Raw genomic sequence first — 26726 nt, forward strand, 5'->3', positions numbered from 1 at the left:
AGCCACCGACGAACAGCCATTGGCCGAGAGGACCGTCACCGAATAGGTACCCGATGCCGTTACGACCGCCTGATTCGTGTTACCGATCTGACTCGCCCCACTACTGAAGACATAGCGTTGTCCGTCCGGATTGGCCGTTAAAGTTACGCTGGTTACCGAACAGGTTAGACTGCCGCTGCTCACCAGACTCGCCACCGGAGCCGCGTTGTCCTGGCTCACACTTACGCTGGCCATCGACGAACAGCCGTTGGCCGAGAGGACCGTCACCGAATAGATACCGGCTACACGCACCGTGATGACAGGTGTCGTCTCGCCTGTGTTCCAGCGCACCGACCCACTGCCCACCGCCGTCAAACTCACGGTTGGACTAGCGCAGCTCAACGTCGCCGAACTGGGTGTGATGCTGACTGAAGGAACCTGTTGGTCGGCGGTAACACTCGTACTGGTGCTGCTTATGCAACCACTGGCCGAAGCGACCGTCACCGAATAGGTACCCGCAGTACTGACCACCACCGAGTTGACCGGTCCCGGTGTGCCCAACACTCCGCTGCCACTGGCAAAGGTATACGAGTTGCCCGGAACGCCGGCCGCCCCACCCGCCGTCAGCGTGACGCTAGACTGAGCACACGTTAGCGGCCCGTTGTTGGTCAGGCTGGCCACCGGTAGAGGATTCACCGTCAGAGCCGTTTCGCTGGATGCGGTCTGGCCGTTGGCGCTCACCGTCAGCGTAAAACTCTGGGTGCCCGTACCGCTAGCGGTGACGGATTGGCTAAAGGCACTACCGCTAGAACTGCCCGTTAGAGGAGCACTGAGTCCGTTGGTGAGTGTGTAGTTATAGCTGCCCGTGAGGTTTCCCACCGTCGCGGTGAACGTCGCCACATTGCCCGCGCAAACCGTGCCCGGACTGGCCGTCAAGCCGGTTAGCGTCGGGTTGGCATCTGTTACCGTCAGCATGTAGGCCGCACCCGCCCCCGAACAGCCGGTGGCATCCCGGCCCAGCACGGTGAGCGTAAAACTACCGCTTTGGGTAGGTGTGCCGCTCAGCATACCCGCGCTGGTCAAATTCAACCCCGTCGGCAGACTCCCGCTGGCCAGACTATAACTGTAGGGACCAGTACCGCCAGAAGCGGTGAAGGCCTGGTTGAAGGCTATACCCACCGTCGCCGTGTTCACGGTAGGGTTAGTGATGGCGACGCCCGCAGCCCCCTGGTACTCATAGGCCCCCATGTCGATGCGGCCGTTCTGGTAAACACGCGGGTTGCCGTCCAGATCACTAGTAGACGTATTGGCTCCGTTATCGCCCGCATTGATGGCCGGGCTACAGCCGTTGAGCCGCGTATCGGTAACGCTCACAAAGGGCGAAACGGTGGTGGTCAGGTTAGCAGGCCCATTAATGTAGCTCGTTACGGTGTCATCGAACAAACTGTAGCTCGCCGTGACGGACGCGTTGCTCACGTTATAGAAGGTATTGCTTCCACCATTGTTAAACAACACACAATTCGTGAGTTGTACGCTATTGTTGCCGTTGGCGATTGCTCCGCCCAGGTTAGTGGATGCTCCCGAAACCGAATTGCTCAGAAAACTACAGTTGATTAGCTGAGGGCTGCTGCTGCCGTTATTGATGGCTCCGCCCCGGGTAGTAGTACCGCCCACGGCCGAGTTCGAGATAAAGCTACAATTAATCAGCTGCGGGTTGCTGTTGACATTGTTGGCCATCGCCCCGCCGAAGTTACTGGCACTTCCCGACACCGAGTTAGTCAGGAAATTGCAGTTGAGAAGGAGCGGGCTACTGTTGGTAAAGTTACTGATCGCGCCACCGTAGCTAGCGCTCCCGTTCGAACCCGAAACCGAATTGCCCTCAAACCGACAGTTGGTCAGCTGTGGGCTGCTGCCGTTGCCGTTGTAGATGGCCCCGCCCCGGCTGGTAGAACCGCTCGTAACCAAAACTGAATTCGCCACAAAGCTACAGTTGCGAATGGCGGGGCTGCTGGCATCGTTGAACATCCCGCCCCCCAAGGTACCACCCGCTCCGCCCGTAATAACAAACCCATCCAGCACCGCTGTGGTGGTCAGGCTCAGACTGGCCGGATTGCTGATGACCCGAAAACTGTTGTCGCTGGTGGTGCCCAGGCTGCCAATATCCCCACTGAGGGTGGTGCTGGCGGGCTGTCCTGTGACGGGATTGATGGCCGGGCGATCGATCAGGGCTGTTTCGGTGCCCGCAAAACCACCGTAGATAGCTACCCCGTTTCGCATGGAAAAGCTGGCATTGCGGTCACTACTGTTCGTCGGTTTGTATACCCCGGCGGCAACCCATACCTGCCTGTTACCCCCGCAGTCGGCCGCCGTATTGATAGCGAGCTGGAGCTGACTGGCGCCTAACGCGTTGCTCCAACTGCTGCCGTCGCGTAGTCCCGCCCCCTGCTGGGTTACATATTGGATCGGGTTGCACGTGGGAAGCAGAACAGTAATAGTCAGGCTGGCACTGGCGGTACAGCCCGCTGCGTTCCGGGCCGTTACCGAGTAGGGCGTAGTGGTGGTGGGGCTGACCACGATCGAGTTATTGGTGCTGCCCGTTACCCAGGTGACGACAGTAGCCCCGGTGGCTACCGCCGTCAGGGTAACGGAGCTGCCCTGAGTAATGGTGGCTGACGGGCTGGCGCTGATGCTAACAGTAGGTACGTTATTGACCGTTACACTGGCCGTAGCGGTGTTGGAGCAGCCCCTGCCATCCACCCCCGTCACGGCGTAGGTGCCGGTGGTGGTCGCCGTCAGCGTGTTGCCCGTGGTGTTGTCACTCCAGGTATAGGCACTGGCTCCACTGGCGGTTAAGGTTACGGACTGCCCCTCACAGATGCTGACCGAGCCGGGACTGATGCTGACAGGTGGTCTGTACACGGTCACCTGAGCGGAGGCTGCTGCTGAACAACCATTGCCATCTACACCCGTTACGGAGTAAGTGCCGGTGGTGGTCGCCGTTAGGGTGTTGCCCGTGGTGGTGTTGCTCCAGGTGTAGGAGAGCGTCTCACCGGAGCTGGCCCCGCTGGCAGTCAGTAAGGCCGACTGCCCTTGACAGACCGTCGCTGAACTGGGGCTGATGCTGACCGTCGATTTATTGACCGTCAGGTTGAAGGCTGTAGAGGTGAGTGAGTTGCAGTTGCTGGTCACCACTAGCGAATAACTGCCTGCATTGCCAGGCTGTGGATTGTTCAGGGTGAGCGTGGCCGAGGTTTGGCCGGCCACGGGGTTGGCAAAGCTGTCTTTGTACCACTGGTAGCCCGAGACCGTACCACTTACACTTACCGGCACCGAGACAGCAGTACCCGCACAGACCACCGAACTACTGGCGGGTTGGGCATTAATGGCAATTGGCAGGAAGGTATACTGAAATTCAAAGGCGCCCATGTCTATCTTGCAGCCCACAATACGGGGATTACCCGCTAAGTCCGTTGCGCCAGCGTCGACACTGCCATCCCCAGCGTTGAGGGCGGGCGAGTTGGCCCGTAACTGGGTGGTGTTCGTACCAGCAAAGGGCGAGACCGTTGTCGTCAGGTTATTGCGATAATTCATCCCTAACCAGCCCGTTACCGAGGCCTCGACCAACGAGGAATAGACCTGTGGATAAACTTCTATATTGTAGAACGTTTTGGGGCCCCCATTGCCAAATACCACACAGTTGAACATGCTGGGTATGCATTCGCCAGTCGTCGTGTTGGACGTATTGAACATGGCCCAGCCCTGGTAGGAAGCTGTATTGCCTTGAAAGGAGCAGTTGGTCAGCGTGGGGCTGCACACGCCATCACTCCCATCGTTGGCTATAGCCCCACCCTGGTAGGTAGCCGTATTATTCAGGAAGGAGCAGTTGGTCAGCGTAGGGTTGCTTCGGCCTTTGCTCGTCCCAACGTTATACATTGCCCCGCCTATACCGTAATCATCAATTGCCGAATTGGCCACAAACGAACAGTTGGTCAGCGTAGGATTGCTTTGGCCCAAACCAGCATTAAAATTACCACCAAACCCGCTATTGAACATCGCCCCACCAAATCTGGCCGAATTTCCTTGAAAGAAGCAGTTAATCAGCGTAGGGTTGCTTCGGCCACCACAATCAGCGTTCGCTGACCCACTATTGGCCATTGCCCCGCCTTGCTTGGCCGAATTTCCTTGAAAGAAGCAGTTAATCAGCGTAGGGCTGCCATCGCTGGCACACCCAACGGCACCGTTATAGACTGCCCCGCCTGAAGACAACGCCGAATTGGCTACAAAGGAACAGTTTCGAATTAGGGGGTTCGTGTGTTCACCCTGAAAGCTGGTAAAGTTGCGCATACCCCCACCACTGTTCGTAGAGTTATCTGAACTAGACAGATTGGCATTACCGCCCGTAATCACAAACCCATCCAGAATAGCGGTGGTCGTTAGAAAATTAAAATTAGCGATGACGTGGTAACTATTATCTGAGTTATCGCCTACCGTACCGATATCCCCGCTGAGGGTGGTGCTGGAGGGGTTACCCGTGATGGGGTTTATCGTTGGTCTGGCGCCGAGGGACGTTTCATTGCCCATAAAACCACCGTAGATGGCCAGGTCAGGCCGCATCGCGAAACTGGCGGTTCGGCTTGTGGTGGACGTGGGTTTGTACGTACCGGCTGCCACCCACACCTGGTCGCCCGCGGCACTGGCATTGATCATGGCCTGCAAATTGCCGCTGGCACTGGCCCAGGAGCTGCCGTTGCCCGTACCGCCCGCTTTAACGTAGCGGATGGTACTCGTTTGGGCTAAAACGGAGCTGATACTAACGAGCATCAGCAGTAGGATGTAGTAAAGAGAGCGATCTGGCCAAAGCGCAAAACCAGAAGGAAGTAATCGTGTTTGCATAGACTAGGTAGAAAGATCGGTAGAAGCCAACCCCGGTCAACGGACCGAGCGGACAGCTAGAAAAACCGGCGGATGTACAGGACGTACGAATCAAAATGCCCCATTTATCGCTGGGGCAAGATTAGGCGTTTTGTCAGCAAGTGAGTCGGAGATTTCACCCAAAAACTCGGAGAATTGTCCCAACCGGGGGTGAAAGCGATTATTTTTTGTTTACATCGCGGTACTGACTGGGCGAGAGGCCGAATTCTTCTGCAAAGACCCGGCCGAAGTAACTGGGGTCCTGGAAGCCTACCGCATCGGCGACCTGGGTAATGGTCAGGTCAGGTAAGAGGAGTAGGTCTTTGGCTTTTTGTAGGCGCAGTGTTCGCAGATATCGGTTCATCGACAGCCCCGTCAGCGCGGTCATCTTGCGGTGCAGTGAGTTGCGACTCGTCCCCATCATCGTGCAGATCATCTCAATATCCAGCGCCGGGTTATCCAGATGCGGCAGTACGTTGCTGCGTAGCCTGAGCAGGAACTGGTCTTCCCCCGTCTCAGGCGCATCGTTTGGAATCGGCTCGGCAACGCCCAGGGCTAGTTGACTATAATAGCGCTGCAACAAGCGCCGGATCTGTAGCTGGTTACTTAACACGATCATCAACTCCTCGGGCGAGAAAGGCTTGACCAAGTAGGCATCTGCCCCCCGGCGTAACCCCGCGATTCGGTCACGTACCTCGGCTCTGGCCGTCAGCAGCACAATGGGAATGTGGCTGGTCCGTTCGTCATGCTTCAGGGTGTCGCAGAGCGCAAAGCCATCTTTGAGGGGCATCATCACATCACTCAGAATCAGGTCCGGACTAGTCGCCAGCGCCTGGTCAATGCCGACCTGCCCATTTTCGGCTCGAATCACTTGGTACTCACCCCGCAGACAAATCTGAATATACGTGGCTACGTCCTCATTGTCTTCCACCAGTAACACTACGGGCAACACTACGGGCCGCTCACTGGTCACGTCCAGCGTGGGTTCGCCCCACTGAGGTTGGGCTGGATGTATAGATGACGGAGCGGAAACTTGCCCTTCCGCCAGGGGTGCCCGACGGGTAAGGGGTAAACTGACGACAAACTCAGCTCCCCGGCTGTAAAGGGCCTGCCCCGAATTGTTCGACCAGAGTTGGCCGGTTTCTTCCTGTCCATGCCCATCCATGCCAGGCCGATTACGAACGGCTAGACCACCCTGCATAAGCCCCACCAATTCCCGTACTAATGAGAGGCCAATGCCGGTACCTCCGCCCGATGCGTTCTGCGGATTCTCCCGCTGATAAAAACGATCAAAGATCCTCGGCAGACTGACTGGCTCAATGCCGGGTCCGGTATCGCTCACCGTGATCTGAATCCACGGCTGATCGAGGTGACTAGTCGGAGTGAGCTCCTCGTGGTATCCTGCCGCAGTAAGCGAATGCCAACGGTTCTGAACGGCAACCCTGTAGATCACCTGACCACCCGTAGGGGTAAATCTCAGGGCATTGACCAGCAGGTTCGCTAAAATATCCTGGAGTTTATCTTTGTTGAAGTCCGCTTCGCAGTGCGCTTCCTTCGACTGAAACTGTAGGTGTACACCCTTCGCCTGAGCGATGGCATGGAAGGACTCCCCGACGTAGCCCACGAAGTTGACCAGATCGGCCCGTTCGAGGTGAATGGCCATCTCCCCGGCTTCGAGTTTGGAGAGGTCTAGTATCTGGTTGATCAGCCGTAGTAAGTTGCTGCCATTACGCTCAATAAGGCTGGCCATCTGTCGCAATTCGGGGTCGAACTTTTGGTTCAGGCTGGCTGCCATGCCCAGAATGACGGTGAGGGGTGTCCGAAATTCATGCGAGATGTTCGCAAAAAGACGTGACTTGGTTTCGTCGAGCCGCAGTAGGTCCTGTGCCTGCTGCGCAATGAGCTCAGTGGCCTCTTTGATCTGGGTCTGTAACCGGGCCTGTTCCTGCTGGTGCCTCCAGGCTCGCCACCGGCCCCATCCCCATACCGAGCCGATCAGCAAAAACAGCATGAGCATGAGAAACCAGTTGCGCAGATAAAACGGGCGTTGTACGATGACCTGGATGGTCAGGTTCGCCGATGACATCTGACCATCGGCCGCCTGTCCTTTTATCAATAATTGATACTCACCGTAGGGTAAATTACTCAACCGGATGGAGGGCTCAGTCTGATACGTCCACTCCTTGTCCAGTCCCTTAAACTGGTAAGCGTACACGTTTTTTTGGGCATCGGCGTAATTGAGCAGCGCAAAGTCCAGCACACTCGTCCGGTCACCGGGCTGTAGACTAATCCGGTTACTTTTTACCACTTCTTCGGTTTTGTCAACCAGTTTATCCAGCGCATTATCAAACTGGCGAAACGAGACGATTTGCAGCGGAAGGGTGATCGGAGGTTTCTCGCGTTCAAAATCGGGTGGATTAAATGCGGTTATGCCGTTCAGACCGCCGAAATAAAGCTGGCCGTTCGGGGCCTGAACATGAGCAATACGGTTGAATTCATTGTGAGTAATGCCATCCTGAACCGTGTAAGACCGGGTTGTCATTCGGACCGGATCAAACTGCATAATACCGTAGTCACTACTCAGCCACAGATGGCCCCGTCGATCGGCATAGACGGCGTAAATATTGTCGTTGGATAACCCATCGGTACGCCTGAATTGCCGGTAGGTGTTTTGCTGGCGGTTCCACCGAATGAGCCCCGCATTAGCCGTTGCCAGCCAAAACAGGCCTTGGGAATCCTGGTAAAAATGCTGATAACTGTCGGCAGGCAGCCGAAAGTGCCCCTTGCCTCCACTCCAGTAACGAGCTGTGATGCCCCTTGATGGATCAACCGTGTATAAACCCGTAGTCGCACAGATCCAAAGGGTGCCCTGTCGATCGGCACCGATATAGAGCACATGCGACTTAGCTAGTTCGGGAAACTGGTTATAGCGGGTAAACGGCAAAACCTGTCCCGTTTTTGTCTCGACAAGCCAGAGACCTACTATTCCACCCGCCAGAAAGTGCTGGTTACTAAACGGGGACATTGTCCAGATCGATCCGCCATTGGGCAATGGAGAGAGCGTTTGCGAATCGGTTCGAATGTCATACGTGACTAAATCGATCTGGCCTATTTTTAGTTTTCCAGGCTGACTATTGGTTAAGCCATACGAAATGCCGCTTACCAATAGCTTTCTGACTAACTCACCCGATAGATCGCAGCTAAACAAGCCCTTTTTTTCCAGGTTAGCGTATAGCTTATCCCCAATAACGGAGATACCCCGAATGGATGCCGCCTTTTCCTGGATAGTGGTTGGCTCGTAAAAGAAGCGGTGAAAGTAGTTTTCAGTTACCTTAACCTGGTAGGCGCCAAAACTGGTCCCTAACCACATCCAGCCGTTTCTGTCGGCGAAGAAACAGCGATTATCAATCGACTGGCCTGCCAGTTGCTCCTTCAAATCCAATAGGATTCCTTTGGTAACACTCCGCAATTGGGTGCCTGTCCAAATCATTCCGCTACGATCAAACGCGTAATAAATCGGGGAGAAAAACGCGGTTCTATCTTGCCGCAATGAAGCCGGTAGTTGGCGTCGATTCCCCAACGTATCTACCCTATAGAGTACTCCCTGTAGATCGGTGTCCGAACGGTAGGCCGTATAGAAAAACTCGGTGCCCGCATGTGGCGTGCCTAAGTCGACGGAGATGGTGCCTACATCATGTCGGAAGGTATGGAGAACACGTCCATCAGCGGTTAGTTCGACCAGTTGATTGCCATCAGCGATGGCCCAGACGGTGTTACGGGCGGTAACATGATGAATAACCAGATTTTTATAGCGAGCGAGGGGAACGTAATGTAGACCCGATCTGGGGTGGTAAGACACTAGGGTAGCCGGCTGGTAATTAGCGAGGAAGATCGTGCCATCAGGACTGCCAAACATGCGCTGTCCGTAAATCTGGGAGCTTGTCAGGGAACGCTTCTTGAACTTCTCTTCGAATGAAACTGCCGTGCCTGTTAATGGATTGAATAGGGTTATCTGCCTTTTCCCTTCAGTATTTGGGCCCATGAGCCACAAAAGACCATCGGCATCCTCGGCAATAGCCTCTATTTCATCGAAATCGAGCCCATTACGCTCTTTGGTGTAGGTGGTAAATTTCAGCCCATCGAATCGGTTTAGACCAAACCTGGTACCGAACCACATAAAGCCCCGCCGGTCCTGTAAAATGGCGTTTATTTCCCGATGCGACAAGCCGTTTTCAGGGCCATAGTGCTGCACAGAAGCGGCAAATTGCTGGGCTTTAGTCACCCAACAAAGGCCGAGTAGTATTCCGAGGATAAAGCTTACCGCTTTCAAGTTGACTAATAATGCGAACTAAATCAGCCTGTAAGTTCGCTCATTTGAGCCAATTTGTAGCAATTTTATATACACTGACAAGTCAATGCCAGGTAGATAAATTGTCAGATTTCAAACTAAACTCAACATCACATTTTTGTACTGACACGTTAGTTTTGAGAGCTTACCTAAACAGTTTGATAAACTTGCCGCGTCGACGACCGTCTGCATCAGAGGCCCGATTGTCGACATCAATCAGGGAACGGCAGTCTATGCCTGGGAGCAAACGGCGCACGTTATAATGCATCCCCCTCGGCTGATATAGTTGAAAAGCTAATGATGAGCATCTGGCAAGGCGATAATTGAACCGTCTCTACTAATTCTGACTTAAAATTCCCCCAGGACAACTCAACGTGAACGTTCTGATAGTAAGCAATTTATATGACAAGACATATGTTCCGTGAAACGCCCGTTTTGTGGCACATATCTACACACTTGTATCGTTCTAACAAAGACCTATATCATGGTACTCAATCAGTTTAGTAGATTAGGCTAAACACAAAGAAGACATAATGGCAGAATGATGAACTTGATGGAGTGCACTTTTGTAGTTACCTTGATCGAAAACTTCATTCCTATGGCCCTTGCATTGCCTGTTATAGCGCTCAGTCCAACCCTGCAGCCACGGCTCCTGACTGAGCAGGAAATCATCGCCCGCAGTCGACAAGGCGTGCTGCGCGTCGAGGCCGACCGCGTGGCCAGTTTGGTGGGCTTAACCGATAAGGAATTGGCAGCGTCCTTAGGCTTATCCGCTTCTTACCTGCACAGGCTGAAGGTTGACCAGCGTATCAGTCAGGATGCCTCCGAGCGGCGGCTGCTGCTAGAGAACCTGCTCCTGCACGCTCTAGATACCTTTGAGGAACGTAGCCAAACCGTCCTTAGCTGGCTACACTCACCCTTACGGGAGTTGGACTACCAAACCCCCTTACAGGCCTTGGATACCGTCACGGGCTATACGTTAGTCGACCGGGTGCTGGGCCGCATTGACCATGGTATCTTCGGATAAGCTACGGCCATCGTCTATCGCGTGGTGCGGCAGAAGTATGTCGACCGTCCCCTGGATGTTACCGGTACGTGGCTCAATTGAGGCCGTTGGAATCCATTGGGTGTTGGTATCCTCTATACAGCTGAGCATCCTGCTTTAGCTTTAGTAGATCCTGGTACATATGCCACAAGTACCCTACGATGAGCTACCCGCCTACCGGTTGTTCAGCCTGGAGTTACCCCAGGATAGCCAGCGGGTAGTGGACGCAGTTGACCTACCGCCTTACTGGCAGGAGAACACCTACACCCATAGTCAGCATCTTCTCGCTGATTGGCTCGCCAAGCCGGATGTGTTGGCCTTGGGTGTACCCTCCTCGGTGATGCCATCCGGGATCAACTACTTACTGCATCCAGCCCATAGTATCTATGGCTTCATACGGATCATTGACGAGAAGCCTTTAGTGATTGATCCCCGCCTGTGGTCGAAGTAGGCCAAGGCAACAGCTATTCCCTTCGTCTCAAGAGGGAGCCTTTTAGGAGATTCCTACATGTATTTAAACCTGCTGGGTTGAGAGTAGTATAATCAGGCAACATAGGTAAGTCACCACCGCTTCTTTGAGTAGGTTTGTCTAAACTACGCTTCCTGTAGAAACACGGATCCTGACTCCGGAAATCTGCTATGAACAGAAAACGCAAACCCTTGTTGCCGGTTATAGCTTTTGTCATTTTATCAGCCTCACAACTAAGTGGCCTTACCGCCTTTGCCCAAGGACCGGGTTTGGGACAAAGACTACCCCTACCTCCTATACCGATAAAAGGCGATACAACCCATACCCTATCCAAACACTTTATATTGGCCTCGGCAGCAAAAAAAGCACCGGATGCCAAGGGCTTTATTCAACGTTGGCTGGTGTTGGAACCGGTAAAGAAAGATATTGTCAGGAATAACATATTCACGGATAACTATCTCAGAACAACCTTTTCTGCCGATAATTTTTCCAGCGAATACACCATAGTTCCCAAAAATGGCCAAACGGTAAACGTGAGAAACCAGGACCTGAAGTGGTATGCGTTGGACAGCAAGACGTTCAACCTCAATTTATACCAGTTTACCTACGCCATCAATAAGCCAAAATTCGGCATACTGGTCTGGCTGGTCACGGTCATCGATTGCCCGGAAGAAATCAATAACGTCAGGATGGCTGCCGGATGTAATTCCGGCAGCATGTGGTGGTTGAATGGTCAGGAAGCCTTGATGCTGTCCGGTGACCGGGATATGATTGCCGATAATGGCACTTCTGCCCGTTTAACGCTTAAAAAGGGAAGAAACATTATCCGTGGGGCCGTCATAAACGGACCGGGCATGGCTAATTTCTGTGTTCGTTTTTTAGATGAAAACGGATCGCCCGTAAAAAATCTCAGTATTCGTTACGAATAATAAGGAGTCGTCTGTTTAAGCGGATTAAAACAAATTAGTACATGAATCGAATGAACGTAACCGGCCTGACTACTTCACTAGTTTTATTGATAACACAGATCGTACTAGCCCAGATCGGAAGACCCTTTATCCATGATCCCTCAACCATCACCGAATGTGACGGCAAGTATTACACCTTCGGCACAGGCGGTGGCGGATTAATATCCGAAGATGGCTGGACATGGCATGGTGGCGGGGTGAGACCGGGTGGTGGAGCGGCTCCTGATGTCCTCAAAATAGGGGATCGTTACCTGGTCGTCTATGGAGCAACCGGTGGTTCACCCAACCACAAAGGCGCTATCCTGACCATGTGGAACAAGACACTAGACCCAAAGGCCCCTGATTTTAAGTATTCTGAACCGGTTGTGGTGGCAACGTCGGATGGCTTTGAAGAGAACGACGCCATTGACCCCGGTCTAATGTTAGATCCCACTACCGGACGCCTTTGGCTAACCTATGGCACCTATTTTGGCTTCACTCGCCTGATCGAATTAGATCCTAAAACAGGAAAACTCAAGGCCGGAAATAAACCCGTGGATGTAGCCATCGTCTGTGAAGCCAGCACAGTCGTCTATCGCGACGGTTGGTACTACCTGTTGGCCACCCATGGCAGTTGTTGCGATGGGGCCAACTCTACCTACAATGTCGTGGTGGGTCGTTCAAAAAAAATAACCGGTCCTTATCTGGATAATGTCGGCAGAAGCATGTTAGAAGGGGGTGGTAAACTGGTGGTGGCGACCCGCGGAGGATTAATTGGCCCCGGGCATTTTGGACACATCATGTTAGAGAAAGGCGTTGAAAAAATGTCCATCCATTATGAAGCTGATTTAGAGCAGAGTGGGCGAAGCGTATTGGGCATCCTACCGGTGGTTTGGAAAGATGGCTGGCCTGTTGGAGGAGAAAAGTTTAAAGAAGGCACGTATGAGATTGAATCGGTACGACGGGGCTATAGCTTAGAATTGGCCGTTGATTTTACCCGAATGGCTATTGGATCCCGGGGTTTTGGTCAGCCCAACAATGACCCCATAAAGCCCGTTCCGGCTCAGCAATTAGACGATGTACTTAAAAACTGGCCAACCGGGAATATTAATTTAAGAATAGGCGACTACATGTCCCGTCCCCATCAACATTGGACGATTACCGATGCGCCTGATTCGACCGGCTATTTAGGTGGGCCCTATTATAAAATTGTCCTTGCCGGAACCGATCGGGCCTTAGCGGCCACTACCGATGCCGAAGTACTCACCGTACCAGCATTTACCGGCGCACCCGAACAGTTATGGCGAATCGATCAATTGACGGATGGCACCTACCGAATAATGCCCAAGATCGTACTGAATTCAGGAAAGAAGTTAGTGCTAGTATCTTCCGGAGACAGCACACCGACCTTGGCAGAATTTGATTTTAACAGCGATAATTCGAAGTGGAATTTCAGGGCTCAATAAGGATATTCATCACACGGCTGATGCTGTGAGAATGGCCTATTGTGTTACTCACTTCATCATTCTGTTCGTTGCTGAGTATTTGGTAACGCTTGTAAGGAGCGTTTACTAAGAATAGGTAACGACGGCAGAGTTTGATTGATCAAACTCTGCCATTGATAAGCTCCCGGATGGGCGCATTAACGACGGTCAGTGCTGCCATAAATTCACCCTGAAAAGCCGGTGTGCTGTAAGCTACTCATCTAAAGCCTATTTTAACAAATCGTTATGGCCATGACGGCTGTTTATATAGACCAAATGTATGAATGGCTAAACCAGCCTTGCCAGAATCAATTCGCACCCTAACGCTTGATGCAGTTACAGGCTTTAATTTAATTAGCCATTTATAGCCAATGGACTGCTTTCCGGTTGCCTCTGGAATGGATACCCAGTTTTTTCCTTCCGATGAATAATCGACTGACCAACCCGTGGTACGATGGCCCAGTTCAATAACCTCCTGCAACATCAATACGTCAAATGTTTTCTTTTTACCCAGATTGAAGGTTATCGTGTCCGTAACAGCATTATCACTCGTTGCGTAATAAGTGCTTTCGCTGTTATCGACCATATTAGTCGGTTTGTAATCACCCCCCCGTGGATGGAGTGATTTGACGACGGCATCGGTTGCCAGATTGGTTTTGAATGTAGCCTTAATTAACTGTTGTAATCCAGCCGCCCTCGCCGAAACGATAGCCGAAATCAGCCCACGCTTATCAGGTGGAAAATTCAATAGCAGTACGCTGTTATGACCAACCGAGTTAAAATAAAAATCCCACAAATCGGCCACACTTTTTACCCGCGCATCCTCTTCCTTATGATAAAACCAACTGGGACGAATTGACACATCAACCTCAGCCGGTACATAAGCGGTGCCATCCACCTCTCCGTGGTTTAGTTGGGCAATGTGGGCTTCTTCTTCCCGAATCGAAACCGGATTGATTGTTAACCAGCATGGATCGCCGGATAAGCCGGATTCGTTACCCATCCAGCGGCAGTTGGCGTAGCGGTATGAGTTTTTGGTACCAAAAACAACGCAGTTGGGTTGCAGTGTGCGGACCGTATCCGCCCAGCGATCATAAAAAGTAGATGTGATTTGATCAGCACCGGCACCATCCCACCATATTTCCCAGATGGGTCCATAGTTACGCAGTAATTCCGATAATTGATTGGCGTAATAAGTGCTGTAATCAGGTGTGCCGTACCGTGAATCATGTCGGTCGTGGGCCCCCAAATAGATGCCTGCTTTTATGCCCAAGTTCTGGCAGGCATTGGCAAACTCCCGTACAACATCACCCTTACTATTTTTCCAGGGACTATTTTTTACCGAATGATTTGTATAGGCGGTAGGCCAGTTGCAAAAGCCATCAGCATGTTTAGCAACGAAGATAGCGGTCGAAATACCGGCGCTCTTCAGTACACTTGTCCACTGATTACAGTTTAACGCCGTAGGATTAAATAATTGCGGACTTGCTGAACCGTCGCCTTCATTAACCTCTGCAAACGTGTTCATCCCGAAATGAAAAAAAGCAATCATTTCCCGGTGGTACTAGTCAATTTGTCTGGCATTGGGCACAGGCCCAACGGGAACCGGCGCTGGTTGTGCAACAGCTGTAGCCGCCATTGAAACGCAGACTACTGCGCCTAATCCAAGGTGCGTTTTTAGTTGAGTTAGTATTTGTTTTAAATTCATATGAGGATGGCCTTTAACGATTTGACTTAAACGTAGTGTTATCACTTTGTTGCCTGCCGGGCACACCTGTATACATCATCATTAGTTGTTGGCTAAGGCATGATGGTGAATGAAATACCAGCTTGATTTGGCACCGATTCGGCGCTATCATTTACTTAATTACCTGGTAAGCGAAAATCGGCGAATTTCGTAGACGAGCTGGTTCTTACCTGAAAACAGCGGTTCCTGCATTTTGCGAAGGACTAATTGGCCGGGTTCGAACGCCAGAATGCGAAAACTGCTCAATACAGTACCGGTTTTGCCGATGTACTGTAACGAATCGCCATTGATAATCTGGTAGCGAACGGGTCGCGCTTCGTTTTCCTTCCGCATGGTCATCGTACCTGTACCGTTGTAGTCGTAGATAATGTTCTCGGCATCGTTTTGTACGGCTTTCCGTTCCGTAAAACCATTGGCATAGCGGTAGATGGAATCTGTCTTCCAGACTCCTTTTAGGTCAGCCTCCGTTACGCGGAGCTTTGATTGACAACCCACCAGCAGCAGTGTAAAAAGGAGGAATGAGTAGGGCATTTACAGACTTTAGATATGGTTTAGTGGTGTCAGTGCGGGAGCACTAGTCCGGCCTAACACCACCCGCCTGTTAATTTACGTAGTACTGATTCTGTCTCAGCACCCCATTGCTCAGGTCGATTTCGCGCTGGGGTAGAGGGAAATAATAGTGCTTGGGCTTGACGAACGTACGGCTGGGTTTGTAGGGGCCACGATCTTTTTTGTAATGCGCCACGATGTCGATCAGGCCAGCTTTGTCCCAGCGCATGAGGTCCTGATGCCGTTCGTTTTCACCCGCCAGCTCGACTCGGCGTTCGTGCATAATGTCGGTCATAGTCGCACCCGTTTTCGCTTTCAGACCCACCCGCTTCCGTACGGCATTCAGTTCCGTATCGCCACTTTGCCCCGACCGGATTTTGGCTTCAGCAACCAGCAGGTAGACATCCGATGTACGCAGCCACGGTGCATTGAGTCCCTGATCCATGTCGCCCGCGTCAGTGAAACCAGTGTACTTGCGGAAGGCGTGGCCCGTTACACGCGTCAGATCGGGGGTGAAGGTACTGATACCGTTCGCTTTCCGGTCAACTTTATCACCATCAACCAGCACGGTATAGGCCCGGCGCGGGTCGCCCGTTTCAAACTCGTTGACAAGGTCGGCGATGGGTTCGTGAAAACCCCAGCCGCCCCACGAACCTACGGTATGGTAGTAGGCTGGTGAATCATCAGTCGTCCAGCCCGATTTGTATTGCAGCGAGAACAGGATTTCTGAGTTATTTTCTGTGTCGAGTTGAAAGTTCTGGTCAAAGCTCGGGGCCAGTTGATAGGCGGTGTTACCAATCACTTTGGTTCCGGTGGCAATTGCTTTGGCCCACTGCGACTGGTATACATACAGCTTGGTCAGAAACCCATTGGCGGCTCCCTGCGTGGCTCGGCCCACGTCGCTGCCCCCATACGATACCGGTAGCAGACTCGCTGCTTTCTGAAAATCAGACTCGGCCTGCGCCTGCACCTCGGCCAACGACGACTTGGCTTTGTTGAAATTGCCCGCCTGTACGTCGGCTTCGAGAAGGATAGGCACTTCACCGTAGATAACCGCCAGTCGCCAGTAGACGAAGCCGCGCAGAAAGTACGCTTCGCCCAGGCTGCGGTTGCGGATGCTCTCGTCCATCGTCACCTTCGGCGCATTGATCAGCACGGCGTTGGCGCGGGAAATCACTTCGTACTTCGTCGACCAAGTGTTTAGAATGTGGGTGTTGGTTGGATCGAAGGTGAACAGCTCAAGCGATGTTTCATCAGGATGGTCGCCCGCCCGGTTCATGTCGTCGGAGCAGTTGTCGAAAGTATATTCGGTATGGGCGAAACCGTCTTCATCGAGCAGGGGCGCGTAAATCGCGTTGGTCGCCGAGACGACGTCGTCGCCATTACGCCAGAACTTGTTCGATGCTGTCAGGCCGTAGGGCGTCGATTCGAGCAGGTTTTTCTGGCAGCCGGTCAGGCTCATAATAAGCAGCATACTGGCTAGTACAGGTATATGTTTCATCGGAAGAAATGCCATGTTAAAGTGTCGTTTCAGACAGAATTCGGTGGATTTAAAAAGCCAGTGTCGCGCCCAGCGTGAACGTACGAGCCTGCGGGTACTGTGCGTAGTCGACGTTTTGCTGCGCGTACTGCCCCTGCGACCGGTCGCCGTCGGCAAAGCCCAGTTCGGGGTTCAGGCCGGAGTACTTCGTGAACGTAAACACATTCTGTCCCGTCACGTACACACGCGCCTGCAACAGGCCGAGCCGGCTCATCAGCGGTTTGGGCAGCGTATAGCCTAGGGTCAGGTTTTTCAGCCGTAGAAAGTCGCCCCGCTCAATGAACAGGTCGGAGGTGCGAAAGTTGCGGTTCGAGTTGTTGATGCTGACGCGCGGGATGCTGTTGCTTGTGTTCGGACCCGTCCAGCGATTGGCTTCGTTGGCGTAGAGGTTAAACGAGTAGCTGGCGTCGAGCCCCTGCATTCGGTCGGCGTTGTAAATGTCGACGCCACCTTGTCCGAGGAAAAACAGCGTCAGGTCGAAGCCCTTGTACGTCAGGCCCGTGTTCAGGCCGTACGTAACTTTCGGTTGAGGACTGCCCAGAATCGTACGGTCGTTGTTGTCGATCACGCCGTCGCCGTTCAAATCCTGGAAGCGTACGTCGCCGGGGTGAATCAGGCCCTGAGCCCGGCGTGGGTCATTGGCCAATGCCGGGTCGGCGTCGATCTCGCCCTGCGTCTGATAGAGGCCGTTGGTCCGCCAGCCATAGAACGTGCCGTACGCGTAGCCTTCGTAGCTGCGGGTAATTTCCTGATCGGTACGCCCGTAGGTCTGCGACCCCAGGAAGCTGCCCGGCGTTAGGAGCTTGGTGATCCGGTTCTTGATGAACGTCGCGTTGCCGCTGACCGACAGGGTTAGGTCGCCGACTTTCTGCTGATAGCTCAGTTCCAGTTCAAGACCCTGGTTACGAAGCTGCCCTACGTTCTGATCGGGAATGGAGGCCCGGCCCAGCGTGCCCAGCGACGGGGGCGACAGCAGCATGTTCTTCGTATCTTTGATAAAGTAGTTGATCGACGCCTGAATCCGGTTTTGCAGGAAGCCCGCGTCGAGTCCGAAGTTGCTCATCTCAGCCGTTTCCCAGCCGATATTCGCGTTGGCCAACCGTCCCTGCGCCGAACCCGACGTGTTCTGATCGCCGAATGAGTAGCGGTAGTTCGAGTTGATGAGCGCCAGATATTGCAGCGAACTGATGTTCTGATTACCCAGCTGACCCCAGCCGCCGGTTAGTTTCAGGTTGCTGACGGTCGACAGGGCGTTCTTGAAAAAGGGTTCGTCGGAGATGCGCCAGCCCAGCGAGAAGGCGGGGAAGTAGCCCCATTTGTTGCCCGGTGCGAATTTCGACGAGCCATCGGCGCGGAAGGTAGCCGTCAGCAGGTAGCGATCTTTGTACGCGTAGGTGCCCCGGCCGAACACCGATTGCAGCGCGTCGTAGCTGCGGCCCCCGTCCTGCCCGTTGCCAATGGCGACAATCGAACCGGCGTAGCGCATGTACCGCAGGTCGGCGTCTTCACTGGCGAATTCTCGGCCCCGCGTTCCCGAATACAGGTCGTTGAATGTCTGCGAGGTGTAACCGCCCACCAGCCCGACCGTGTGCTGACCAAACGATTTATCGTACGACAGAAAGTATTCCTGCAAAAACGCCCAGTACTTGTCGTTGGTGAGCGTCAGCTGGTTATACTGATTGGTGCGGTACTGATCGATGATTTTGACGCCAAATTCACGCGTGTTGGTAAAGGTCGCGTCGAGGGCGAGATTGGCGCGGGCTTTGAGTCCTTTCACGATCTCGAACTCACCCGTCACGCTGCCCAGCAGCCGATTACGGGCGTTGTCTTTATCCTGCGTGTCGATGGTGTACTGCGGGTTGTTGATGTCGCCAAACGCGCCTTTGCCCTGCGTGGTGCTGTAGGTGCCGTCGGCGTTCATTACGGGCAGGCCGGGGTGAAACCGGATCGCGCTCCAGAGCAGCCCGTCCTGCGCCGAAAGTGTATTCGGCGCATTGTCGTGGGTGTTGGTAAACTGAAGGTTCTGCCCGATTTTGAGCCGTTCAGTGATCTTGTGATCGGAGTTAATGCGGAACGTGTAGCGTTTGTAGTACGAGTTGCCGATGATGCCCATTTCATTGTAATACCCGCCCGAAATGGCAAACGATGAGTATTTGCCACCCCCGCGCAGGGCTACGTCGAGGTTTTGCGTCGTGCCCTGCCGCAGAATCTGATCCTGCCAGTTGGTTTGCTGGGTCTGGTATTGTGCATCCTGCCAGATCGATGGAACCGTCAGTGCGTCGTTGGTATACGCTTCTCGTTTGATCGCTGCCAGTGTGGGCGCGTCGAGTACGGGTAGTGTTTTGATGCGGTTTGATACGCCTGTGTAGCCGTTGACGGTGAACCGAAGTTTATCGTCGAACCGGCCGCGTTTGGTCGTGATCAGGACAACACCGTTGGCGGCCCGCGTCCCGTAGATCGCGGAGGCCGACGCATCTTTCAGGACGTCGATACTCTCAATATCGTTGGGGTTGACGTCATTCATGCTACCGGCTGGCACCCCGTCGATGACGATCAGCGGGTCGGCGTTGTTGACCGTGCCTAGTCCCCGTATACGAATAGAGCCCGCATTGCCCGGTGCACCCCCGTTCCGCACGACGTTGACACCAGCCGCCCGGCCCTGTAACGCCTGCTGCGCCCCACCCGACGGCAGATTTTGAATGTCAGCTCCTTTCACGGCGGAGATGGCTCCAGTCACGTCTTTCTTTTCCTGCGTACCATACCCGACGACTACGACTTCGCCCAGTTGCTGGATGTCGTTTTTCAACGTTACGTTGATCGATGCACGGTTGCTGACCGGCACTTCCTGGGTGGTGTAACCGATAAACGAAAAGACCAGCGTGCCGTTTGCGTCGGGAACGGTCAGCGAATAGTCACCGTCGGTATTGGTAACGGTGCCGGTGTTGGTACCTTTCAGCAGGATGCTGACGCCCGGAATTCCCTGTCCGTCCTCGCCCGTTACCCGACCCCGTACCGTCACGGCAACCGCCTGTCCGGCATTGGTCAGCTCCGATTGGAAACTGATCGGTGTTGGTGCTGAAGATAGTGTTTCGAGTCCAGCCTGCTTGACCGATTTTACGATGAATACGCCTTTTTTGACCTGTTTGACGATCAGGTTCTGCGGGGTGAGCAAGCAATTCAACGCGGTTTTCAGATCTTTCGCCTGCATCCACTCGTCCGACGGCGTGGGTCGGTTATCGAGTGTGGTGGCGGCATAACCAATCGTTACACCGTAGCGCCGTTCCAGTTCAGCAAGAGCGTCGCGGGTAGAGCGAGTGGTTTTAGTATGATAAACAGACTGACTTTGTCGAGTCGTTGCCAGTAGTTGAGAGTCAGTATGTTGCGCGTTTAGTAACTGACAGCCCAGCAGGGTCAGTAACAGACCGGTCGCCAGGGGTCGGTAAGCGGGTAAATCGTTCATCATAGTACGGGTGGTTGGGGAAGTTATGGGGGTAAGTTGGTTGGTAGAAATTGGTGGCCCAGTTTATAGTTTCGGTGTAATACGGATGTGTTTTGGGGAGAGTGTGGATACCGTGAGGTCGTTGGCTTCGGCAATGGCAGCTAGTATTATGTCGGGGTCACGGGTGGGCAGATGGATGGTCATCCGGCGATTACGTAGCGTAGAATCGGCGAACTCGATCCGGTAGCCGAGGTCCTGCGTCAGCAGATCGGTCATTTCACCCAGTGTCGTGTTATCGAAAATAAACTGTCGCGTTGTCCAGGCGCTGTACACGGCTGGCTCGACCCGCCGACGAACAATGGATTGCTTCGTATTCGCGGGTATATCAACCAGTTCACCCGGTACCATATTGATGGGATTCGACTGACTGGCGACGTGCAGCCGGACGCGCCCGCTATTGAGCACGACGCGCGTCTGTCGCACTTGCTCATCAACGGTGAAGACCGTGCCCAGTACTTCAACCCGTAGCTGATTAGGCGTCTCTACGATGAATCGCTGGTTGTTCAACTGATGGGTAACCGAAAATTGCGCCTTGCCCGTCAGCCACACCGTCCGGGGTTCGTCGGCCGACCAGCGCCGGGCAAACCGAACCGACGCGCCGGTATTCAGCACGACCGTCGACCCATCGGACAACGTTATCGTCCGGGGGGCATCTGCTGTCCCGCTGTATTCGGTCATGCTTATATTCAGCCGGTACATGACCAGTCCCACTGCCAGCAGCAACAGGCTACTCAACGCGACCGTGATACCTAGCCGGCGTCCTGGAGCGGGGGCTGAACGATGCTGACGAACCGGGTAAGTACGAGCTGGCTTGTCTTTTTGGGCCTGAATAGCCGCCCAGACCGTTGCCTGTGCGTCAGCCGGTGGGACGATGTAAGGCAACTGCCACATCATTACAAACTGTCGGGCAAGCCGAACATCGTCGACTTTATGGGGGCGCTGATGCAGCCAGGCTTTCCAAACAGCCGCGTTTGCGGAGTCGGGATGTTTTACCCAGTCAATAAAATCGGGATGGGCCGCCAGCTCCTCCGCCGAAAAATGATCGTACTGATGCATGCCTGCTCGCTGGAATCAATGGACTACAGCCTAACGTTTCTGGTTTCAAAAGGGCAATGGCAGCTTTGCGTTGGTTTTACCGGTTTTATAAAGAATTTTTTAACTAATTACTGCTCAACCCCCGGAATACGTTGGACGTGATCAACTAGACTAAACAAAACGAACACGAGCCAAGTGAAGTTGGAGGGGTTTAATTGACTGCGTAATTTCTCTAGTGCCTCATGGATCAGATTGTACACACTGCGGGTTTTGAGCGTCATGATCCCGGCTATCTCGGCGTAGGATAGCTCGTTGATGTACAGCAACGTAATGGCCTCTCGCTGGCGGTTCGTTAGTTGATGGATCGCTTGCTGCAATAGCGCTTGCCGCTGCTGGGTGGTTTCCTGTGCAATTAGTTCAAATTCATGCGAGAACGACTGGGTAACCGGGTTCGTTTCATCTAGAGCTGTTGCAGAGACAAAAGAGGCTTGCAGGCGAATAGTCCGGTATACGTGCCGACGCATCGCTTTGAGCAGGTAAAATTTAATAGAGACATCCGTCGCCAGATTTCGGCGGCTTCGCCAAATTTCAATAAATAAGGTTTGAATGCAATCCTTTACCAACGCTTCGTCCTGAGCAATGTGATAGCCATATTGATACAGGATCGAGAAGTAGGTTGAATAGATAGTCGAAAAGGCCTGTTCGTCACCAGCCTGAAACTGCTGCCATAACTCACGTTCATTCGAGGTCTCCATTCGTTTGTCGGTTCCGAAGATCTGAATTGCAGGAACGGCTTGTTGCCTATTGGACAGGTAGTTTGCAGAAGGCCGTTTCTACTGGTTACGACGAAGCTACTAAATATCTAGTGATAAATACCTAGATATAGTTAGAATACTAATGGGCTCGCAGAGATAGTGGGACGAACATAGGAGTCCAGCGGAATGAAGAGGGTGGCGTATAAAAGGTAATCAAGTGATCTGACCGACCGTAGAGATTAGTTCTCTGAATGCCTACCTAAGGTTTCTGATTAACTTAGCATTTCCAGAAAGGCCTTATTTAAGATGCAGATATATGAATACTCTTTCGGCAAAGTAAGGTGCCTTTAATGAGATCGAAGATATAATCTTATTATTGAGTGTAAGTAGAACACTTGCTATCAGGTTGGCTCTCTTGATTAATAGCTCATTATCTACACAAATTCCTTTTGTAGAAGCAAAATACCGTTCGTGTATTAGGCTTTGCCTAGTACCTGGCAATACAATAAGATTGTGCAAATTCATTGTGATAGGTACCTCCAAGCAACTTAATTAAACGTATAAGTATCTCTCGTACTACTAACCCCTCCCTCCATGCGCCATATCTTGACTACACTCCTAGTTTTGCTCTCGGTTTCTCTTTGGGCCCAACCCTCCCAAAAATGGTTGTTCAAAGTCGGTAAGCTCTATGATGCTGAGCATAAAACGTTTCTGACTAATCAACAGATTCTGGTCGTCAATGGCATCATCCAAGCAGTTGGACCAAACCTAACTAAACCAGTAAATACCAAGGTGATCAATCTTGGCCAATGTACAGCAACGCCCGGTCTAATGGATATGCATACCCATCTGTTGATCCACCAAAAGCAACGGAAAGATGGCCTGGAAATGGCCTCGAAGGTGCCAGCTAATGAACGCGTTCGACAAGGACTAGTGTTCGCTAAACTTAACCTAGAAGCCGGTATCACCACGGTTCGTGACTTGGGCAACTCGGGACAATATTTAGATCTACAATTGCAGAAGAGGTTAGCCCATGAGCGCACAATCGGTCCTACCATGTATGTCTCAGGCCCAATCATCAGCCCTCCTGGTGGTCAATTTTACAAACCTGCTGCCGCGGACAGTTTTTTAATTGACCAGGAATACCGGGTGGTTAAAGGAGCCGTCGATGCGAAAGCGGCTGTGGAAGAACACATCCAAAGGGGGGTCAACGTCATCAAGGTCTGCATGAACAACGACAAGCGCGTACTAGCCCCTGAGGAGATCAAAGCTATTGTCGAACGAGCTCATCAACAGGGTCTTTCAGTCACCGCTCATGCCACCTACGATGAGTCGGCAAGAGACGCCGTTTTAGCGGGCGTAGATGGCATCGAGCATGGCTACAGCTTATCGGACAGTACCTTACAGCTGATGGCTCAGCGGGGCACTTATCTAGTACCTACGGACGTATCCAAGAAAACAGCTGATATAAAAGTGGCTGGAATTGGCATGGTCGGCAAAGAAGCCGAGGACTACGCTACTAACTTTCTTAAGGCCATACACAATCGACTGAGAAGGGCCGTGGCGAAGGGGGTTACTATTGTAGCCGGTTCGGATTACTATGGTGATATTGCTTTGATAGAACGGGGTAAAGGTGCGGTTGATGTGCTGCTAGCCTACCACGAAGCGGGTGTTCCAGTCGGTGATGTACTGCGTTATGCAACCTATAATGCTGCCAAAGCCCAAGGTATAGCCGACAAGGTTGGCCTCATTAAGGCAGGCCAGAAAGCGGATATTGTGTTTTTCAGCGGGGACTTGGAGCATAATTTTGCTCAATCGCTATTCAGCGTCAAGTTGATTGTGAAAGAAGGCCATCTAGTTCATCCACCTGCTGACACTTCGGCTGGCCGAAAGAATCTTAGTGCTGGTTCCAGGTGATGGTGTAGGCAACTAAGTGGGTGATCAGGTTACTGTGATTAGGCCCATTGTTCATTTCATCATGTAGACTAAGAAACCAGGTCATTTAAGCCGTTCTGGTTTATATACTAGTGCAGTCTCCTGAAACGCCCCATTTGAGGAGCAGACAGATGAAGACTCCTTCGTCTTACCGGGGAGCGATTTATGAGAATGTATCAAAGAGGGTTTACAAATCTGAGATAACCCTCCAAGCCTTGTAAAATGAGGATTATTGAGGATATATTTGGGCGTCTGTAAATCACGACACGATGGATTACTGCACAGTAGAATCAGGGGTTGAGGCAGATCAAATGTGGCCACCAATCAACGATGTTCGTCAAGAAGCTGGTAATGTCGTGCCAGTCTACGGCCAACCACAGAATCTAGTTTTTGACGAAACATCAAGCCGTATTGATTACCTAAAGCGGAGAGAACCTCGCTTAATCCTGAGATGCTACCAGCTGAATGAAGACAATGGCAAAGAAACAAACCGCACGGCGGACCGCCTCAACAGTAGCCAATACCGGACCCGCTAGGTACGTCGCTTATTATCGAGTGTCCACCAAGGCACAAGGGGATTCTGGCTTAGGACTGGAAGGGCAACGCAGTGGCCAACTACGTGAAAGGGGATATAGTAGCCGAATACACCGAAGTCGAATCCGGCAAGAACAACCAGCGCGTTCAACTGGCAGCGGCCATCGATCGGGCAAACAAGGAAGGCGCTGTGCTAGTGATCGCCAAGCTCGACCGGTTGAGTCGCAATGCGTCGTTCATATTCACGCTGCGGGATTCAGGGGTAAACTTCCAGTGTGTCGATATGCCCGATGCGAATACATTGACCATTGGCATTTTTGCTACCCTGGCTCAGCACGAACGCGAACTAATCAGCTCCCGAACCAAGGCCGCACTACAGGCTAAGATTGCCCAGGGTGCACAGTTGGGTAGGCCAGAGAATCTGACAGCCGAAGCGCAGCGGAAAGGAACCGAAGCTACTCGACGTAATGCGATGCAGAACTCAGACAATCGACGAGCCACTATAGTAGCTGAACTGATGATCAAGGCAGGGAAGAACTATACCCAGATTGCTGAACACCTCAACCAAACCGGATTCCGGACCGTTCGAGGCTGTGAGTTCCAGGCTACGCAAGTGATGCGATTGCTTAAACGGATGCAATCTTTTCTTGGATGAACGTAGATCACTGTCTTCGCTTTAATCCGTCTTACCCGCTGTCGGCGCTTGGCACCCAACTACAAAAAAGCCGTATCCAACTTGGATACGGCTTTCCATCAATATAACTAACTCAACTGGCTTAGCTTCGGCAAAGGCCTCCGCCGTAACCACTTGATCCGATAAGGCGACTGGCCCAACAACAGCGGCTGGTCAGTTTACCCAGTCAGCGAGATGAATTCGCTTCGCCAAGACCGGTTGACCGACAACGAAGCCTGCCAGGGGGCTACCCCCAGCACGATCCGTGGGCAACGGGAATTGGCCAGCCGTCTGATGAGGGCGGCTAACCGGTTCCCATTGCATTCATCGAGTTGCATCAGCCTGGTTGTTGTAAAGGCGTCGTAAGCGGTCCCGGGAGCGTTTCAGCCGCATTTTGACCGCGCTTTCCGACAACCCATAGTGCGCACCAAGTGCCACCACCGATAAGCCCTGCTCATACCGGAGTTGTAGCAAACGACGATCCGCCGGGGGCAGCTCATCCAATACGCGCTCAAGTAGCCGACACGGGTCCGTTTCATAGGAGTAAGCCGCGAAGTTCGCCACCAAGTCAGCCGATAGGGGCTCGGTTGGCAGCCGTTTGGCGAGTCGATGTTGGTCCAGACAGTAGTTGTGGGCAATGGCGTAGAGCCAAGTTGAAAAGCTCGACTGGCGCTCGAAGGAGTCGAGCTTGGTATACACTTTCAGGAAGATGTCCTGGGTGTAATCCTGAGCAGCCTGGGCATCGTTGGTAAAGGAGAGGCACTTGCGGTACACTTTGCCAATATACCGCTGGTAGAGCGTCTCAAAGCTGTGGTGGGTCGGGGTAGTCTGTAAACTGTGGACGAGTTGTTCGTCGGCCGGAATGCGTTTTTTCATCGTCATTGAGTGTTAAGGAAGCAGCCAGTGGTCGCTAGGCTAATCTCCTGGGAGCCGTCCACCATAGGGTAGACGGCTCCCAGAGGAAATCACTTAGAAGGTCAGCAGCTTGACCTGCTGGTACTGGGTAGGCGTGCTTATTTGTAAGAGTAAAATCCCGGTACTAGCGCCCAGAGGCAAACTCACTCGCTCTAGGGCACCCGCCTGGTCGATTCGCTGCGTATGGACTGGCTTGCCCTGTAAATCCACCACGTTGAGCTGCACCGGTTGACCCGGTACGCCACGGATCTCCACGTCAGCGGTGTTACCTTCGATGGGGTTACCCAGTACCTTGACCTGCAAAGGCGAACCCGCTTCGCCACTACCCACCCGGGCCGCCGGGGTGCATCCCGCCAGCCAG

General features: G+C 52.8%; 18 protein-coding genes. 7 read left to right on the forward strand and 11 right to left on the reverse strand.

What is annotated here, in order from left to right; translation table 11 throughout:
- Both GK091_RS28965 and GK091_RS28970 read right to left on the reverse strand, forming a co-directional pair.
- Positions 1–4872: beta strand repeat-containing protein (locus tag GK091_RS28965; protein WP_246202470.1), on the reverse strand; the 4872-nt coding region annotated here is incomplete at its 3' end.
- A gap of 199 nt (positions 4873–5071) precedes the next feature.
- Positions 5072–9220 (reverse strand): hybrid sensor histidine kinase/response regulator transcription factor, encoded by a 4149-nt coding sequence (locus tag GK091_RS28970; RefSeq protein ID WP_164044245.1) that lies wholly within the window; start codon positions 9218–9220, stop codon positions 5072–5074.
- Positions 9221–9836: 616 nt separating this feature from the next.
- On the opposite strand from GK091_RS28970, the gene GK091_RS28975 reads away from it, so the two are divergent.
- The 5 genes from GK091_RS28975 (at position 9837) to GK091_RS28990 (ending at position 13165) form a co-directional block, all read left to right on the forward strand.
- Positions 9837–10265 (forward strand): antitoxin Xre/MbcA/ParS toxin-binding domain-containing protein, encoded by a 429-nt coding sequence (locus GK091_RS28975; protein WP_164044246.1) that lies wholly within the window; start codon positions 9837–9839, stop codon positions 10263–10265.
- A gap of 96 nt (positions 10266–10361) precedes the next feature.
- Entirely contained in the window at positions 10362–10448 is an 87-nt protein-coding gene (locus GK091_RS30190; RefSeq protein WP_394351908.1) for a hypothetical protein, read from the forward strand.
- Entirely contained in the window at positions 10426–10734 is a 309-nt protein-coding gene (locus GK091_RS28980; protein ID WP_246202471.1) for an RES family NAD+ phosphorylase, read from the forward strand. Before GK091_RS30190 ends, GK091_RS28980 begins: the two co-directional genes overlap by 23 nt.
- A 188-nt stretch (positions 10735–10922) precedes the next feature.
- Positions 10923–11681 carry an acetylxylan esterase gene (locus tag GK091_RS28985; protein WP_164044247.1) on the forward strand — a complete coding sequence of 253 codons (759 nt, stop codon included), beginning with the start codon at positions 10923–10925 and terminating at the stop codon, positions 11679–11681.
- A gap of 41 nt (positions 11682–11722) precedes the next feature.
- Entirely contained in the window at positions 11723–13165 is a 1443-nt protein-coding gene (locus GK091_RS28990) for a family 43 glycosylhydrolase (RefSeq protein ID WP_164044248.1), read from the forward strand.
- Between the two features lie 262 nt (positions 13166–13427).
- On the opposite strand, the gene GK091_RS28995 is transcribed toward GK091_RS28990, so the two are convergent.
- The 6 genes from GK091_RS28995 to GK091_RS29020 all read right to left on the reverse strand — a co-directional run bounded on the left by GK091_RS28995 (position 13428) and on the right by GK091_RS29020 (position 22308).
- Complete coding sequence (locus tag GK091_RS28995; protein WP_212593028.1) at positions 13428–14711, reverse strand: alpha-L-fucosidase; 1284 nt, start codon at positions 14709–14711, stop codon at positions 13428–13430.
- Between the two features lie 339 nt (positions 14712–15050).
- Positions 15051–15461, reverse strand: a complete 411-nt coding sequence (locus GK091_RS29000) for a hypothetical protein (protein ID WP_164044249.1) — start codon at positions 15459–15461, stop codon at positions 15051–15053.
- A 70-nt stretch (positions 15462–15531) separates the two neighbouring features.
- On the reverse strand, positions 15532–16980 hold the full coding sequence (locus GK091_RS29005; protein WP_164044250.1) for a RagB/SusD family nutrient uptake outer membrane protein: 1449 nt from the start codon (positions 16978–16980) through the stop codon (positions 15532–15534).
- Positions 16981–17029: 49 nt separating this feature from the next.
- Positions 17030–20482 (reverse strand): SusC/RagA family TonB-linked outer membrane protein, encoded by a 3453-nt coding sequence (locus GK091_RS29010; protein ID WP_246202472.1) that lies wholly within the window; start codon positions 20480–20482, stop codon positions 17030–17032.
- A 60-nt stretch (positions 20483–20542) separates the two neighbouring features.
- Positions 20543–21574, reverse strand: coding sequence for a FecR family protein (locus GK091_RS29015; protein ID WP_164044251.1), 1032 nt, complete (start codon positions 21572–21574; stop codon positions 20543–20545).
- 107 nt (positions 21575–21681) lie between these two features.
- Positions 21682–22308: an RNA polymerase sigma factor gene (locus GK091_RS29020; RefSeq protein ID WP_164044252.1), complete on the reverse strand. Its 627-nt coding sequence runs from the start codon at positions 22306–22308 to the stop codon at positions 21682–21684.
- Between the two features lie 594 nt (positions 22309–22902).
- Between GK091_RS29020 and GK091_RS29025 the strand changes: the two genes are divergently transcribed.
- Positions 22903–24225, forward strand: a complete 1323-nt coding sequence (locus GK091_RS29025) for an amidohydrolase family protein (RefSeq protein ID WP_164044253.1) — start codon at positions 22903–22905, stop codon at positions 24223–24225.
- Between the two features lie 625 nt (positions 24226–24850).
- Positions 24851–25432 carry a recombinase family protein gene (locus tag GK091_RS29030; RefSeq protein WP_317166376.1) on the forward strand — a complete coding sequence of 194 codons (582 nt, stop codon included), beginning with the start codon at positions 24851–24853 and terminating at the stop codon, positions 25430–25432.
- A gap of 197 nt (positions 25433–25629) precedes the next feature.
- Here GK091_RS29030 and GK091_RS29035 read toward each other — a convergent pair whose 3' ends face one another.
- From GK091_RS29035 to GK091_RS29045, 3 genes are all read right to left on the reverse strand, one after another.
- Complete coding sequence (locus GK091_RS29035; protein WP_164044254.1) at positions 25630–25788, reverse strand: hypothetical protein; 159 nt, start codon at positions 25786–25788, stop codon at positions 25630–25632.
- Positions 25775–26326 (reverse strand): RNA polymerase sigma factor, encoded by a 552-nt coding sequence (locus GK091_RS29040; RefSeq protein ID WP_164044255.1) that lies wholly within the window; start codon positions 26324–26326, stop codon positions 25775–25777. The genes GK091_RS29035 and GK091_RS29040 overlap by 14 nt, the downstream gene beginning before the upstream one ends.
- Before the next feature lie 93 nt (positions 26327–26419).
- A partial coding sequence (locus tag GK091_RS29045) for a T9SS type A sorting domain-containing protein (protein ID WP_164044256.1) occupies positions 26420–26726 on the reverse strand: 307 nt, incomplete at its 5' end.

It is taken from the genome of Spirosoma agri (assembly GCF_010747415.1).
Taxonomy (GTDB): domain Bacteria; phylum Bacteroidota; class Bacteroidia; order Cytophagales; family Spirosomataceae; genus Spirosoma; species Spirosoma agri.

Coding starts and splice junctions, on each gene's coding strand:
- GK091_RS28975 (WP_164044246.1), top strand. CDS start 9,837: ATGGCCCTTGCATTGCCTGTTATAGCGCTCAGTCCAACCCTGCAGCCA.
- GK091_RS28980 (WP_246202471.1), top strand. CDS start 10,426: ATGCCACAAGTACCCTACGATGAGCTACCCGCCTACCGGTTGTTCAGC.
- GK091_RS28985 (WP_164044247.1), top strand. CDS start 10,923: ATGAACAGAAAACGCAAACCCTTGTTGCCGGTTATAGCTTTTGTCATT.
- GK091_RS28990 (WP_164044248.1), top strand. CDS start 11,723: ATGAATCGAATGAACGTAACCGGCCTGACTACTTCACTAGTTTTATTG.
- GK091_RS28995 (WP_212593028.1), bottom strand. CDS start 14,711: ATGAACACGTTTGCAGAGGTTAATGAAGGCGACGGTTCAGCAAGTCCG.
- GK091_RS29000 (WP_164044249.1), bottom strand. CDS start 15,461: ATGCCCTACTCATTCCTCCTTTTTACACTGCTGCTGGTGGGTTGTCAA.
- GK091_RS29005 (WP_164044250.1), bottom strand. CDS start 16,980: ATGAAACATATACCTGTACTAGCCAGTATGCTGCTTATTATGAGCCTG.
- GK091_RS29010 (WP_246202472.1), bottom strand. CDS start 20,482: ATGATGAACGATTTACCCGCTTACCGACCCCTGGCGACCGGTCTGTTA.
- GK091_RS29015 (WP_164044251.1), bottom strand. CDS start 21,574: ATGCATCAGTACGATCATTTTTCGGCGGAGGAGCTGGCGGCCCATCCC.
- GK091_RS29020 (WP_164044252.1), bottom strand. CDS start 22,308: ATGGAGACCTCGAATGAACGTGAGTTATGGCAGCAGTTTCAGGCTGGT.
- GK091_RS29025 (WP_164044253.1), top strand. CDS start 22,903: ATGCGCCATATCTTGACTACACTCCTAGTTTTGCTCTCGGTTTCTCTT.
- GK091_RS29035 (WP_164044254.1), bottom strand. CDS start 25,788: ATGCAACTCGATGAATGCAATGGGAACCGGTTAGCCGCCCTCATCAGA.
- GK091_RS29040 (WP_164044255.1), bottom strand. CDS start 26,326: ATGAAAAAACGCATTCCGGCCGACGAACAACTCGTCCACAGTTTACAG.